Below are 13,657 nucleotides of genomic sequence, written 5' to 3' on the forward strand. Positions count from 1 at the left end.
ATCCCCGGCCGCCGGGCCGTTCACCGGTAACCCTGCCGTGGACTGCGTCGCGGTCGAAGAGCCGGACGAGCTGCGCAAGAGGTTGTCGCACGAGGCAGGGACCTCGCCACCCGTTATCGGCCGGGCGAGCTCAGGCCAGGCGCAGCCCCGACTCCGGACGCACCGCCCGGTCGTGCAGGTCGATGATCTGCTGCTCGACGGGGTCCGGTGCGGGGCCGGTGCTCGACAGGAGCCGGCACACGGCCACCTCCGCAGAGGCGGTCCGGTAGCGCTCCACCCACTCGCGGTGGATGTCATCGGTCGCGGTGCGGGTGCCGAGCTCCTCGAAGCGGTCCACCTCCACGCGCCAGGGCTTCGGGGTCAGGCGCGCCCGATAGGTGTCGTGGACCCGGCACAGGATCATGTACAGCTCATCGCTGCGCACCTGCCCCATCAGCTTCTTCGCACGCTCGCTCGACGGTGCCGCGCCGCTGCCGGTGATCAGCAGACGGAAGCCGTTGCGGGTGCGGTACGTGCGCACCCCCAGCTCGGGATGGAGGGCGCGGAAGTCCTCGATCAGGGCCAGGGTGCGCTCGTGATGCTCCCCCCGACGACCCGGTGAGCGCAGGCCGAAGGCGTCCGGATCCTGCTGCTGCTCGGTGAGCTCCTCCGCGCGGCGGCCGCCGAACAGACGCGAGAGCAGCCCTCCGCCGCCCGCCGTCACACGGTCCGTCGAGGACGGCTCGACCAAGTCGATGTCGCTGATCAGCACCGCATCGGTGTTCAGCACCGCCGAGCCGTAGCGGTTGCGGGTGATCGCCGCGATCAGGGTGTCGTCGGGCCCGTGGAGCTCCTCGAGCAGCTCCTCCGGAAGGCGTCGCAGCGGGTAGTACTCCAGTCCGTTGTCTGTCCGTCGCTCGGGGCCTCCGGCCGCGGCCACGCGCTGCAGGCGCTCACGCGCATCGCGCTGGGCGTCCTCGGGCGAGGTGTCGGAGGCGCCATGGATCGTGAGTGCCCACTCGTCCCCGCCGGGGACGGTGACGGTCTCGCGGATGGTGGCCCAGTGGCGGGGGATCGGCTGCATGCCCCGACCGTAGTCCGTCACCGCGACGGGGCGGCGGGGAGATGCGGGAGAATGGGCCCATGACCTTCTTCGAGGAGCTCTGGTTCCAGATCGGGGCGTCGCCCGCGGGAGCGCTGGGCGTGCTCATCGCGAGCATCGTGCTCTACCTGATCTTCACCCTGATCCTCCAGGTCGCCGGGCCACGGCTCAGCGCGAACCCGTCGATGCTGAGCTTCGCGGTGATGGCGCTGCTGGGCTCCCTCGTCGCCCGCGCGATCCTCGGCAACACACCGACGCTGGTGGGCGGGCTGATCGCGGTGACCACCCTGCTGGTGCTCGAGTTCCTCCTGGGCAGGCTCCGGCTCGGTGTCGACCGCATCTTCACCCGGCGCGGGCCGCGGCCGACGGTGGTGATGGTCCATGGCCATGTGCTCCGCTGGCATCTTCGCCATCTGGGGCTGCGCGAGACGCAGCTGCTGACGCTGCTGCGGCGCGGCGGCGTGCGCCACGTGATCGACACCGACCTGGTGATCCTCGAGCCGCGCGGAGGGCTGACCATCGTGCGCCGCGGCGAGATGATCGACGAGCGCCTGGTGCGCAATGTGCGTGGTGCGGAGATCATCCCTCGCTCACTGATGCACTGAGCGGGTCCGCCCCCGTCCACGCCAGTCGCACCCGCGCCTGCCTCGCTGCACGTCCGCAAGCATCCGGCCCCGCACCAGCGAAGGTGCGGGGCCGGGGCCGGGGCCCGACGCCGGAGCGTCGGGTGGTGGCGAGGCTCAGGCGAGCTTCGCCTCCAGGGTGATGTTCACGGCGGCGAGTGCCTTCGAGACCGGGCAGCTGCTCTTGGCCTCCTCAGCGATGCGCTGGAAGTCGGCGTCCTCGATCCCGTCGATCTGCGCGGTGACCGTCAGCGCGATCCCGGTGATGCCGCCCTCGGCGATGTTGAAGGTGACGTCGGCCCTGGTATCCACCGCGGTGGGAGGGGTGTCGTTCTCGGCGAGCATGTTCGAGAACTGCATGGAGTAGCAGGCGGCGTGCGCGGCACCCAGCAGCTCCTCGGGGGAGGTGGTGCCCTGTGCGGACTCCTCGGCGCGAGCCTTCCAGCTGAGGTCCATGGTGCCGAGCTGGGAGGTCTCCAGGGTGGTGGTGCCGGAACCGGAGAGCAGGTCGCCCTTCCAGGCGGTGGACGCGGTGGAGGTGACGGGACGGGGCATGGTGACTCCTTCGGTCGATGGTCGCCCCGCGTTGCCGCAGAGGGCGCTCGCCTCCCACCGTAGTCCCGGCCCGCGCCGAACGGGAAGGACCGTTCGTCCTTGAGGCGCCCGCACGCGCTGCCGCGCCGGTGCGTGGCGGAGTTCTGCGCCCTGCAGGACTCATCCGGGCGCGCGCATGAGTCGCCATGGAGCAGAACTGGAGGTATGCGAGCGGAGCCGGGGCCGTGTGGGTGGGGCGGCCCCTCTGCAGCGTTCCGGCCCGCGCGCTTACTGCAGGGACTCGAACTTGCGGATCCAGGCGGAGCCGATCGGGTTCGCGTCGGCCACCATGATCCCGAAGCGGTCCCCGGCGATCTCCGCGACCTCGGTCAGCGCGACCCGGCGCTCGTGCTCCGACGAGTGGTCCAACCGCCGCACCCCGTTCTCGATGATCTTCGCGAAGGAGTCGGTGCGGCCCAGGAAGGCGACGAAGGGAATGCCGAACTTCTCGGCGTAGCGGGCGGAGAGGTCGCGCACCGCCTCGACGTCCTCCTCGGTGAGGTTCTCCAGTGCGAAGGAGCCGACGTCCTGGCTGATCGCGCCGGCCTGCTCCTCGTCGGCCGTGACCAGGGTGGCCATGTCCGGGTAGCTGGCCACGAGCGTGTCCTGCTCGGCACGCTCCGCAGAGAGCACCGCGTCCTCGATCGCGGCCCGCAGGGCGGGGGCGTCGGCGAAGGGCCGGGCGTCCCAGGCCCGTTCGAGCGGCCAGGTGGCGCCGTTGAACAGGGAGCCGAAGGTGGTCACGAAGGTCTCGCGGTCCATCTCGCCCACCTCGTCGATGCCGATCCGCTCACCCGCGGCGGTGGTGGCGACGTTCGCACCGCGCTGGCGGCCGATGTGGAAGAACAGCACATTCAGCACGATCGCGCTGATCGCGCCGACGGTCACGCCGGAGGAGACGAACACCTGCGCCCAGGAGGGGAACACGCCCGCGATGTCGGGCTTGAAGCTCACCAGCATGGCCAGGCCCAGGGAGGTGCCCACGATCACGGAGTTGCGGTTGTCGGTGAGGTCCACCTTGGACAGGGTCTGGATGCCCACCAGCGCCACCGAGGCGAACAGGGCGAGGGAGGCGCCGCCGAGCACGGGGGAGGGGATCGCCGCGACCACGGCGCCGGCCTTCGGCAGCACGCCGAGGATGATCATCAGCACGCCGGCCCCGGCGACCACCCAGCGGGACTTCACGCGGGTCAGTCGCACCAGGCCGATGTTCTGCGCGAAGCAGGTGTAGGGGAAGGAGTTCAGCACCCCGCCCAGCAGGGTCGACAGACCATCGGCGCGGATCGCCTCGGAGATGTTCTTGGGGCGGATGCGCTTGCCCACGATCTCGCCCGCGGCGAAGACGTCACCGGTGGTCTCCACCATCGTGATCAGCATGACGATGATCATCGAGATGATCGCTGTGACCGAGAAGGTGGGGATGCCGAAGTAGAAGGGCGTGGTGACCCCGAAGGCGGACGCCTCGGTGACGCCGCTGAAGGAGGTGTCGCCCAGCAGCACGGCGACGACGGTGCCGATCACCAGGCCCAGCAGCACTGCGATGGTGCCCAGGAAGCCGCGGAAGAAGCGCTGCACCAGCACGATGATCCCGAGGGTGCCCAGGGCGTAGAGGATGTCGCGGGCGGCGGGCGTGCCCTCGGCGTAGTTGGTGATGTCCCCGGCGGAGACGCCCAGCAGGGTGATGCCCATGGTGGTCAGCACCGTGCCGATCACGACCGGCGGGAAGAACCGCAGGATCTTCGCGAAGTACGGGGCGACCAGGAAGGTGAACAGACCCGCCACGATGATCGAGCCGTAGATCATCGGCAGCCCCTCGGCGCCGCCCTCACCGCCGGTCGCGGCCAGGCCGATCGCGATGATCGGGCTCACCGCGGTGGTGGTCACGCCCTGGATGATCGGCAGGCGCACGCCTACCTTCCAGAAGCCCACCGACTGGATCAGGGTGGCGATGCCGCAGGTGAACAGGTCCGCATTGATCAGGTGGATGGTCTGCTCGGCCGTGAGGTTCAGGCCCGAGGCGATCAGCAGCGGCACGATCACCGCACCGGCGTAGAAGGCCAGCACGTGCTGCACGGAGAGTACGCCCAGCCTGGCAGGAGGCGGCACCTGGTCGACGGGATGGGTGCGGGCTGCGGGGACGCTCTGCGCTGCGGCGGTGGTCATCAGGATCCTTGAGGTCCGTCGAGGGTGGAGGTCTCGACGTGGGGGAGGAGGCGGGGCCGACGGGACGGCCGCGCACCAGAGTAGGCCCCGGCGCCGCTGTGGGAGCAGAGCGCCCGCGGGGGAGAGGGGTGAGATGGGACGCGCGGAGCGGGTCAGGCGGAGCGGGTCAGGCGGAGCGGGGATGGGCAAGCGGTCGAGCGGGGCAGGGGGAAGCGGCGGATGAGAGCGGTGGCAGGCGGAGCGGGTGAGATCGAAGGCAACAGGTGGCTTCTCCTGCGCCGGCGGGGTAGAAGGGTGCGGTGACGACTTCCCCGCCCCGCGACAGCGCCCCCTGCCCGACCGACGAGCTTCAGGGCGGCGCCGCCGCGGCTGCCCCGGCTGCCCCGGCTGCCCCTGCCGCGACGGCCCGGGTCCCCGCGCGCACCACAGCCGTCGGCACCGTGCTCGCTGTGCTGGCCATCGCGACCATCGCACTGAACCTGCGCCCCGGCGCGACCGGCGTCGGCCCCCTGATGGAGAGCGTCGTGGGCGCTTATGGGCAGGGCGCCTTCGCCTCGGGGCTGCTGACCGCCCTGCCGTGCCTCGCCTTCGGCGTGCTGGGGCTGCTGGCGGTCCCGATCTCCCGCCGGGTGGGGCTGACCGGTGCGATCGTCGCCTCCTTCGTGCTGGTCGCGATCGGGCTGCTGCTGCGGCCCGTCTCCGAGCTGTTCTCGGTGTTCGTGGCGCTGTCGGTGCTGGGTCTGCTGGGACCCGCGCTCGGCAACGTGCTGGTGCCGGCATGGGTGAAGCTCCACGGCGGGGCACGCACGGTGGCGCTGATGACCCTGTACAGCGTGATGCTCGCGATCGGCGGCTCGCTCGGTGCCGCTCTCGCGGTGCCGCTCGCAGGAGGTGCGGCCGACGGCTGGCAGGACTCGCTGCGGTTCTGGGGGATCATCGTGGTGGTCCCGGTGGTGGTCTGGGCGATCGTCCTGACCCGCACCGGTCACGACTTCCCGCCGGCCCCGCCCCGTGGGGAGCTCAGCGGTTCGCTGCTGCGCTCGCCGACCGCGATCGCGCTGATGGTGACCTTTTCGATGCAGTCCTTGAATGCGTACACCCAGTTCGGGATGCTCCCGCAGATCCTCACCGACGCCGGTGTCACCCCTGCCCGCGCCGGGGTGCTCGTCGCCGTGATCGCAGGCTGGGGCCTGGTGGGCGGGCTCGTGATGCCGAGCGTGATCGCGAAGGTGCGCGGACTGCGCTGGATCGTGGGCGGCTTCGGTCTGCTCACCACGGCCGGCTACATCGGTCTGCTGCTGGCGCCCGGCGTGAGCCCGATGCTGTGGGCCTGCGTCCTGGGGATCGGCGGCTTCGTCTTCCCCACCGCGATCGCGCTGCTGCCCGCTCGCACCCGGAACCCGCTGGTCACGGCCCGGCTCTCCGGGATGGCCCAGCCCTATGGATACATCCTGGCCGCGCTCGGTCCGATCGTGGCCGGCGCGCTGCTGGGAGCCACCGGCTCCTCGGACGCGGTGCTGTGGTTCCTCGCAGCGACCGGCCTGGTGATGGCGGTCTCGGGCTTCCGCGCGGCGCTCCCGCGGATGGTCGACGACGAGATCGCGGCCTGAGCGGGAGACCCCTGCCGACAGGCGGTTCCGTGGCAGGATGCTCCTATGAGCCTCGTCCGCACCCTGCGCATCCTGGCCTCCCAGCGGCCCTCCACGCCCTCGCGCGCCGTCGCCGCCCCGTCCCGGGTGGAGCGCCGTCGGCACGGACAGGTGCCCGTCACCTGGCTCGACCAGGAGCTCGCGGGGGCCGCAACCATCGTTCACCTCCATGGCGGCGGCTACCTGCGCGGTGAGAGCCCGCAGACCTGGAGCTGGCTCGAGGAGATCGCCCGACGCTCCGGCGCCGCGGGCGCGATGATCCACTACCGTCTGGCGCCGCGCCACCGCTACCCGGCCGCGATCGAGGACGTCCTCCACGCCCTCGACGGCATGGCCGAAGCAGCGATCCTGCGCCCCGGCCGCTGGGTCCTCTCGGGGGACGGCGCGGGCGCCGGACTCGCCCTCGCAGTCGCCTAGGTGCTCGCCGAGAGCACCCACGAGGCACCGGCCGCGCTTCTGCTCGAATCCCCCTGGGTCGATCTCAGCCGGGAGGAGCACGGGCTGGAGGAGCTGAGCACCGCAGCCCGCCTGTATGCGGGCGGGGTCCCGCGCACAGAGCCGCGCCTCAGCCCGCTGCTGGGAGGGCTGTCCGCCCTGCCCCCGGTGCACCTCGTCACGGGCTCTCACGACGAGCTGATCGCCGATGCCCGGAGGCTGGACAGTGCGCTCACCGCGGCTGGCGCCGAGCACGAGTACCTCGAGATCCCGGAGGCCTCCCACGCCGTCGCGATCCGCGGGGAGGGACCTGCCTCGCAGCGTGCCCGCCGGTTCCAGATCGCCGCGGTGCGCGGCGCGCTGGGGATGGACGGCGGCGCCGCTCACTGAGTTCACCGCCTGCGGTTACCCTGTGCCTCATGGCGCGAGGCGATCAGCGGGTCAGCCGCAGTGACGGCAGCGATGACAGCTGCAGCAGTGATGGCAGCAGCAGTGGCAGCAGCAGCGACAGCAGTCATCACAGCGAGAGCATGACCTGGACCGGCAGCCGCTCCGTGCTGGCAGAGATCCGTGACGCCCTGATCGTGCACTCCACGGCAGGAACCCTGCGGCTGGTGCTGCAGCAGCTCACGCTGCGAGACCAGGGACGCGCCGTCGGGAGCCACGAGGTGATCGACGGGATCATCGACGTGGACGGCAACTTGGTGGTGGTGCCGATCGGCGAGGCCGTGCGAGCCGATCCCGCAGCATCCGCAGCGCTCGATGCGGCCCTCGCACGCCTGCGCGCCGAGATCCTCGCGGAGCTCGGTGCTGCTCCGGACTCCCTCGAGGTGGTGATGGACGCCGACCGCACGCGCCGCGTCCGCATCGTGCGCTCGCTGGAGGTCTCACCCGCAGGGGTCGTCGGCCCGCCCCCGCACCCGGCGCTGCACGACGGCCGCCACCACATCGTGCACCACGCCCCCGCCCTCGACGAGCTGCGGGACCGGCTGGCCCCACCGCCGCCCGGGCTCCTGGCCCGCCTCCGGGCCGTCCTGGGCAGGGGAGCGCGTCGCGCCCGCTGAGCACTGGTCGTCGTCCGGCGGAGACCACGTCCCGCTGGTTGTCCTCGGCAGGAGCCGCGGTCAGGCGGTCGCTGCAGCCGGAGCGCTCATGCCGGCCGCGGTCGCGCCGGGCAGGCTGAGCCCGATCGCGTGCGCGAGCGTCACACCGAGGTCGGCCCATGACCCCTCGACGGTGCTCGCCGGCAGTCCCGGCCCGCAGGCGAGCACGACGGCGACGGCCGACGGGTCGCTGACCGTGCATGGGCCTGCGTAGTAGGGGTCGTCCCCCTCCACCAGCGAGCGATGCGTGGCGGAGAGCCCGAAGACTGTCCCGCGGTCTCCTTCGAGCACCGCGATCACATCGGTCTGATCGCTGGCTCCCACGCCGTCGTCCACCTGCCGCAGCGACAGCCGGCCATGCGCGCTGACCTCGCTGAGAGTGCTGAGCGCGCGGAGGGCGTCAGTGCGGGCCGCGGCACCCGCCTCGCGCCGTACATGCACCACCCCGCGGGGGCCGTCCGGCCAGACCAGCGCATCGACGTCCTCCAGGCGGTTCCCCTCGGCGCGGAGCAGGCCATGCGCCGCCAGCGTCGTGTTGGGATGGGCCAGGAGGGTGGTGGGGATCAGCGGCCGCCCCGGCACCAGGAGCACCCGATCCTCGGCAACGGGCGCGAAGGCGGTGAGGATCTGCTCGAGGACGTCGGCGGTGTCCAGCAGGGCACGCTGCGCCTGTGCCGTCCCGGGACCGAGGGTGCGGCGCGTGATCGCGAGCCCGGTCAGTCGTGCGGCGAGCAGATCGATGTGTCCGCGCTCGAGCGCCTCGGCGGCGATCTCGGCGACAAGATCGTCGGGAGGGACCTGGGAGAGCTGGACCCCGGCCTCGCGGCGGAGGGCGAGATGCTCCGCAACCATCCGCGACGAGCTGGTGGCCACCGCCATCTCCCAGCGAGTGCGATAGCGGTGCAGGTCCTCGACCAGGGGAAGGCAGAGATCGATCTCGGCGCCAGCGGTCGCGGGCCACTGCAGCGCCGCCGTCACCAGCCCTGCCGCATGCGCCTGCGTGAACAGGGTGGGCGCCGCCATCGAGCTCGCATACCAGGCGGAGCGGCTCTCGGGACGGTCCAGGGCGAAGGGCTCCGCGGTGGCGACCCCGGTGTGGGCGACGGATGCCCCCGTGATCAGGCTCGCGAGCGCCGGTGCGGGCTCGGAGGGTCCCCCCGGGCGGATCCGCAGCTCCGTCATCCCGGTGAGCACGGTCCGTGACAGCACTGGGAACCGGCTGTCGCCGTCAACGGGCGCGGCGGCGTCGCGGAGCATCTCGAGGTCGTTCTCATCGAGCCCGTCGACGGCGAGCAGCAGGGTGCGAGAGCGGCTCATGGGACACCTCCTCAGGTCCTCGACAGCAGTCCAGGAACCATAGGAGGGTCCTCTGGCCACGACACGAGGGCCCGGTGAGCACCGGGCCACCGCAAGATGAACAGCGTGTGCGAAGGCTCAGTCGCAGGTGACGTAGGTGAGATCGTCCCCGGCGAACAGCGGGGAATCCTGGTCCAGGAGGTCGTCGAGCGGGATGTGGGGAGAGGCGAGGACCTCCTCCTTGGTGGCCTTCTGCACCGCGCGGTGCAACTCGTCGTCGGCGAGCGCCGGGACCAGCAGTCCCTCCTGCTCGGCGATCCCGCAGCCATCGAGGCCGTGGATGGTCAGGCGGATCGCGGCATCGGCGACGCTGCCGTCCTCGGCGATCTGGGCGACGATCCCGAGGCGGTAGGCGAACAGCCCGACGGCACGGGTCGCGGTGTCGATGGCGGTCCAGGCGATGGTGGCTCCGAGGGCGAGGGCTGGGCCCTCCTCATGCTCGGTGCGGTGCCAGCCGGCGGCGAGCGCGGGGCGGCCGACGGTGCGGAACGGCTCGGCGAGCGCGATCGCATAGAAGAGACGGTTCCCGTCGTCCCAGGCCGTGCGCAGCCCGTCCCGCCAGAACTCGGGGGAGTTCTTCGCGATGTGGTCGTGCGCGGCCTCGTCGTCCAGGCCGCGCAGGTCCTCGGGCGCGAGATAGGCGGCGCTCACGAAAGTGGTGAGGAGGTCGCGAGCCGAGTCGAGGACGCTGTCGTCGGCGCTGAGATCGGCCCAGCCGTCCAGCTCCTCGGCCGCGCCCTGGATGCTCAGGCCACGCAGCTCCTGGGCGGAGCGCGCGTTCCATACGGCGGGGTCGAGCGAGGCGAGCGGGTCGCGGGCGATATCGGTGGAGGTGGGGACCGGCCGAGGGCCGCCGCAGCCGGTGGTCAGCAGGAGGGCGCCGGGGACGGTGAGCAGCGCGGCCAGAGAGCGTCGCCGCATGACCGGGGCCTCCTGGGCCTCCCGGGCCGTCATCTCAGCTCGGGGTCCGCGGGGTCGGCCCGGCCGCTGTCCGCATCGAGCCGCCGCCGGATGGTCGCCGCGGTCTCGCGATCGTGCCGGACCGCCTTGTCGACCAGCGGCTTGGTGCTGGTCTCGGGCTCCTCCGGCTGGACCACCAGCCAGACGACGACACCGAGAGTGAGCAGCAGGCAGAGGGCGATCAGGATCAGCAGCAGCGGCCACGAGAAGGGGACAGGGTCCCAGAAGGGGTCGCCGCCGAAGGCGATGACGCTCCCGGCGACGATGCTCACGAATGCCCCCTCGGATGCGATGCACGGGTCACGGGCGGGTGCCCCGGACCGCTGAGATCACTGCCAGCATAACGCCGCCCCGCTTTCTGACGTTATGCTGGAAATATTATGGCTGACGTTATTGTCGGGCGCTTCGCGCTCATCGACCTGATCGCGAAGGGCGGATCCGGGTCCGTCTGGCGTGCCTGGGACTCGAAGGCCCAGGAGCTCTGCGCTGCGAAGGTCCTGCGACAGCGCGACTCCGCGGACCTGATGCGCTTCGTGCGCGAGAAGGGCGTCAGCTTCGATCACCCGCACCTGCTCACCCCCTACGGCTGGGGCGCGGAGGACGAGCACGTGGTGATCGCGATGCCGCTGATCTCCGGGGGAACGCTCGAGTCCGTCGTGAAGAAGAAGGGCAAGCTCGGCGAACCCGCCGTGGTGGTGATCCTCGACCAGCTGCTGGACGGCCTTGCGCATGTGCACGCCGAGGGCTGGATCCACCGCGACGTGAAGCCCGCGAACATCATGTTCGAGGCGCGCGGACGTGCTCACCCCGCCTCCCGGCTCGCCGACTTCGGCATCGCGGTCCACGAGACCGACGTGCGCTTCACCCATGTGGGCATGGTCAACGGCACCCCCGGCTACATGGCGCCGGAGCTGTTCTCGATGGCGGAGCCGGCACCCTCCCATGACCTCTACGCCGCCGGGGTCGTCGCACTGGTCGCGCTCAATGGGTCGATCAAACTGCATGACGGCGCCTTCCGCCCCGATGAGCTGACCCAGCACCTGCGGGGCGTCACCCCGAAGCTCTCGGCCGTGATCCGTCGCCTGGTCGCTGCGCAGCCCGAGGATCGCTACCAGGACGCCGAGTCTGTGCGCCGCGATCTGCCGCGCGTCCCGCAGGGCTATCCGCTGGCGCATGCCGACGGCGCGCCGCTCGAGTTCATCGACACCCTGGACCCGATGCCGGAGAACGCCCCCGGCGCCGCGCGTCCCGAACGCCCAGCACCTCAGGTCGCTCCGTCCTCGCTCGAGGCGATCCGTGCCGGGCAGGTGCAGCAGGGCTTCAGCTCAGGCTCCCCCTCCCCGCAGACCGGTCCGCAGTGGGCGCAGCAGACCCCGCCGGGCACCCCGCCGCAGCAGGCGGGCAGATTCAATCCCCAGGGCTTCACCGCCACTCAGACCTCCACCGGGTTCACCGGCCAGAACGGGGCGCGCAACCGTGGCACCTTGATCGCGGTGGCGCTCGGGGCGGGGGCCGCGCTGGTGCTAGGCGTGATCGTCGCGGCTGTGCTGCTCATGGTCTTCAACGACAGCCCCGCCTCCGCATTCGGGGGGACGGCTGGTCCCGTCAGCAGCATCGATGCCTCCTTCGCCGAGGTCGAGCCGGGGCAGGAGTGCGTCGCCGAGGACGAGGGCATCATCGCGCTCACCGCCGACGGTGACTACCTCTCCTGCACCCTCGCCGCCGACGGCGAGGGCTACTCCTTCTCCTGAGACGCGCTCGCTGGTGCTGACGCCACCTCGCGAGTGCGCCGGAGTGCCTCTCGAGTACCCCGCGCGCGAAGGCTCGCTGGTGCTGACGCCTCCTCTGGAGTGCCTCTCGTGTTCCTCTCGTGTTCCTCGCGCGCGATCCCCTCTGAACTGTCGCTTGGCCGGTCCTTGTGCGACAGCTGAGAGGGGATGGCGGCCCGTGGGTGCCACGTAGATCGCCACGTAGGCCGCAGTGCAGGCTGAGGCTCAGGCCGCGACGGTCTTCAGCGGGCGGCGACCTTCAGCTCGCGACCGCTCTCAGCGGGCGGCGACGGCGATGGTGTCCAGCGACTGCAGCAGCGCCCCGCGCCGAGGATCCATCAGCAGGTCGATCCGCAGCGAGGGTGCGCCGTCGCCCCGGCCGGGCACCGTCCAGCGCAGCTGGGCACGGCTGAGCACCTGGGCGTCCTGGACGCGGAGCTGCTCGAGCCTCCCCATCTCGACCCCGGAGGCTGTGAGCGCGGCGCTGAAGCGGCGTCGGCGTTCCTCGCGGGGAACGTCGAGGTCCATGTTGTCCGCGAACCAGGCCTCGGCCACGGTGTCATCGTCCGTGCACAGCCACCGCAGCGCCGCGTCGGCCGCCTCGAGGGTGCGGGCGGCGGCCTGCACCGGGCGCCGGGCCAGCAGCCTGGGGACCTCCTGCTGGAGGAGGCGCAGCGTCTGCATCGACAGGGGAGTCGCCGGGGCGTACTTCGAGTTCGCCAGCGCCACCACCCCCACCCCGGAGTCACGGTGCCAGACCATGAAGGAGCCGTACCCGGGGTAGCCGCCCGAATGGGAGATGACCTGCCCGAGGTCCGGGAAGTCCTCGACCACCAGGCCGAATCCGTAACCGCGCACCCGGTCGAAGCCGGGCGAGAGGGCGGCAGAGGCGGCAGGGCCGGCGGCGCCGGTACTCGTGGGGGTGGCGGCGGTGCCGGGTGCGGCGGCAGTGCCGGTGACGGCGGGCGTGACAGCGGAGGTGCCGCGGACGGCGGGATGTGCCGGGAGCGCCTGGTGGCGGTACAGCTGCTGCATCTCGCGCCGGGAGGCGGTGGCCAGCGGGCCGGTCGAGCGCTGCGCGGCGTCGGGGGCGTCGGCCGCGGCGAGGAAGCGCACCCAGGCGGCCACGTCATCCACAGTGGAGAACAGCCCGGCCATCGCTCCGTACACGCCGGGGGAGTCCAGCGGCACGGGCTCGAAGCGGCTGGCGTCGGTGCGATCGGCCAGGCGGTGCCCGGTGGCCAGCTGCGCGGTGTCGATCTCGGCTTCCGACCAGCCGGTGGCGCCCAGGCGGAGCGGCTCGAGGAAGCGGCGCCGGATCTCGTGGGTGTAGTCGCTGCCGGTGATCTCGTCGATCACCCTGCCGAGCAGCGCGTACCCGGTGTTGGAGTACTCGAAGCCGGTGCTGGGACGGTGCACGTGTCCGAGCCCGCCCCGCAGCATGGCCGCGAACTCCTCCCGGGTCATCGCCTCCTGGCGGTCACCCCAGGGATTGTCGGTCACCAGCCCAGCGCTCATGGTGAGCAGCTCGCGCAGGGTGGGTTCGCGGTCGTCGGCAGCGAGGTCGAAGGCTCCGGCGGCTTCGGGGACATAGGCGGAGACGGGATCCTCCAGGCGCAGCCGGCCCTCGTCCCGCAGGGCGAGGATGGTCGCGGCGGTGAAGGACTTCGTCATCGAGGCGATGCGGGAGACGGTCCCTCGTTCCATCGGCCCGGAGCCGGCGGCCTGCACGCCGCCGGTGAGCTCCCGCGCTCCGGCGGCGCCGTGGGCGAGCACCGCCTGCTGGTGGCCGTGGCCGCCGATGATCGCCCAGGTCACTCCCGCAGTGCGGTGCTGGATGACGGCATCGTCGAACAGCGCGGCGACGGCGGTGGTCACGGAATCGGGCAGAGCAGGGGCGCTGTGGCTGGTCTCAAGCATGGCT

11 protein-coding genes and 1 pseudogene are annotated in these 13,657 nt (G+C 71.7%); 5 read left to right on the forward strand and 7 right to left on the reverse strand.

What is annotated here, in order from left to right:
* Positions 1-130: 130 nt before the first annotated feature.
* A complete protein-coding gene (locus tag ACT3UF_RS08725; RefSeq protein WP_441443955.1) occupies positions 131-1,063 on the reverse strand; it encodes a hypothetical protein in 933 nt (310 codons plus the stop codon).
* A 59-nt stretch (positions 1,064-1,122) separates the two neighbouring features.
* Here ACT3UF_RS08725 and ACT3UF_RS08730 point away from each other — a divergent pair, with 59 nt between their 5' ends.
* On the forward strand, positions 1,123-1,686 hold the full coding sequence (locus ACT3UF_RS08730; protein ID WP_441443956.1) for a DUF421 domain-containing protein: 564 nt from the start codon (positions 1,123-1,125) through the stop codon (positions 1,684-1,686).
* Positions 1,687-1,821: 135 nt separating this feature from the next.
* Here the strand turns inward: ACT3UF_RS08730 and ACT3UF_RS08735 are convergent, their stop codons facing one another.
* Together ACT3UF_RS08735 and ACT3UF_RS08740 are read right to left on the reverse strand one after the other, a co-directional pair.
* Positions 1,822-2,259, reverse strand: coding sequence for an OsmC family peroxiredoxin (locus ACT3UF_RS08735; RefSeq protein ID WP_444608271.1), 438 nt, complete (start codon positions 2,257-2,259; stop codon positions 1,822-1,824).
* Between the two features lie 267 nt (positions 2,260-2,526).
* Entirely contained in the window at positions 2,527-4,461 is a 1,935-nt protein-coding gene (locus ACT3UF_RS08740; protein WP_444608272.1) for a solute carrier family 23 protein, read from the reverse strand.
* Between the two features lie 299 nt (positions 4,462-4,760).
* Here ACT3UF_RS08740 and ACT3UF_RS08745 point away from each other — a divergent pair, with 299 nt between their 5' ends.
* The 3 genes and pseudogenes from ACT3UF_RS08745 to ACT3UF_RS08755 all read left to right on the forward strand — a co-directional run bounded on the left by ACT3UF_RS08745 (position 4,761) and on the right by ACT3UF_RS08755 (position 7,609).
* On the forward strand, positions 4,761-6,071 hold the full coding sequence (locus ACT3UF_RS08745; RefSeq protein WP_444608273.1) for an MFS transporter: 1,311 nt from the start codon (positions 4,761-4,763) through the stop codon (positions 6,069-6,071).
* Between the two features lie 45 nt (positions 6,072-6,116).
* A pseudogene (locus ACT3UF_RS08750) lies at positions 6,117-6,935 on the forward strand (alpha/beta hydrolase).
* A 140-nt stretch (positions 6,936-7,075) separates the two neighbouring features.
* Positions 7,076-7,609 (forward strand): hypothetical protein, encoded by a 534-nt coding sequence (locus tag ACT3UF_RS08755; RefSeq protein ID WP_441443961.1) that lies wholly within the window; start codon positions 7,076-7,078, stop codon positions 7,607-7,609.
* 60 nt (positions 7,610-7,669) lie between these two features.
* Here the strand turns inward: ACT3UF_RS08755 and ACT3UF_RS08760 are convergent, their stop codons facing one another.
* The 3 genes from ACT3UF_RS08760 to ACT3UF_RS08770 all read right to left on the reverse strand — a co-directional run bounded on the left by ACT3UF_RS08760 (position 7,670) and on the right by ACT3UF_RS08770 (position 10,236).
* Positions 7,670-8,965, reverse strand: coding sequence for an alkaline phosphatase family protein (locus tag ACT3UF_RS08760; protein ID WP_441443962.1), 1,296 nt, complete (start codon positions 8,963-8,965; stop codon positions 7,670-7,672).
* Between the two features lie 117 nt (positions 8,966-9,082).
* A complete protein-coding gene (locus ACT3UF_RS08765; protein ID WP_441443963.1) occupies positions 9,083-9,925 on the reverse strand; it encodes a hypothetical protein in 843 nt (280 codons plus the stop codon).
* A 29-nt stretch (positions 9,926-9,954) separates the two neighbouring features.
* Positions 9,955-10,236, reverse strand: coding sequence for a hypothetical protein (locus ACT3UF_RS08770; protein ID WP_441443964.1), 282 nt, complete (start codon positions 10,234-10,236; stop codon positions 9,955-9,957).
* 108 nt (positions 10,237-10,344) lie between these two features.
* On the opposite strand from ACT3UF_RS08770, the gene ACT3UF_RS08775 reads away from it, so the two are divergent.
* Positions 10,345-11,715: a serine/threonine protein kinase gene (locus ACT3UF_RS08775; protein WP_441443965.1), complete on the forward strand. Its 1,371-nt coding sequence runs from the start codon at positions 10,345-10,347 to the stop codon at positions 11,713-11,715.
* Positions 11,716-12,009: 294 nt separating this feature from the next.
* On the opposite strand, the gene ACT3UF_RS08780 is transcribed toward ACT3UF_RS08775, so the two are convergent.
* Positions 12,010-13,653, reverse strand: coding sequence for a serine hydrolase domain-containing protein (locus ACT3UF_RS08780; RefSeq protein WP_441443966.1), 1,644 nt, complete (start codon positions 13,651-13,653; stop codon positions 12,010-12,012).
* Positions 13,654-13,657 lie beyond the last annotated feature (4 nt).

This window comes from Brachybacterium sp. AOP24-D1-21 (assembly GCF_052378665.1).
Classification (GTDB): Bacteria; Actinomycetota; Actinomycetes; order Actinomycetales; family Dermabacteraceae; genus Brachybacterium.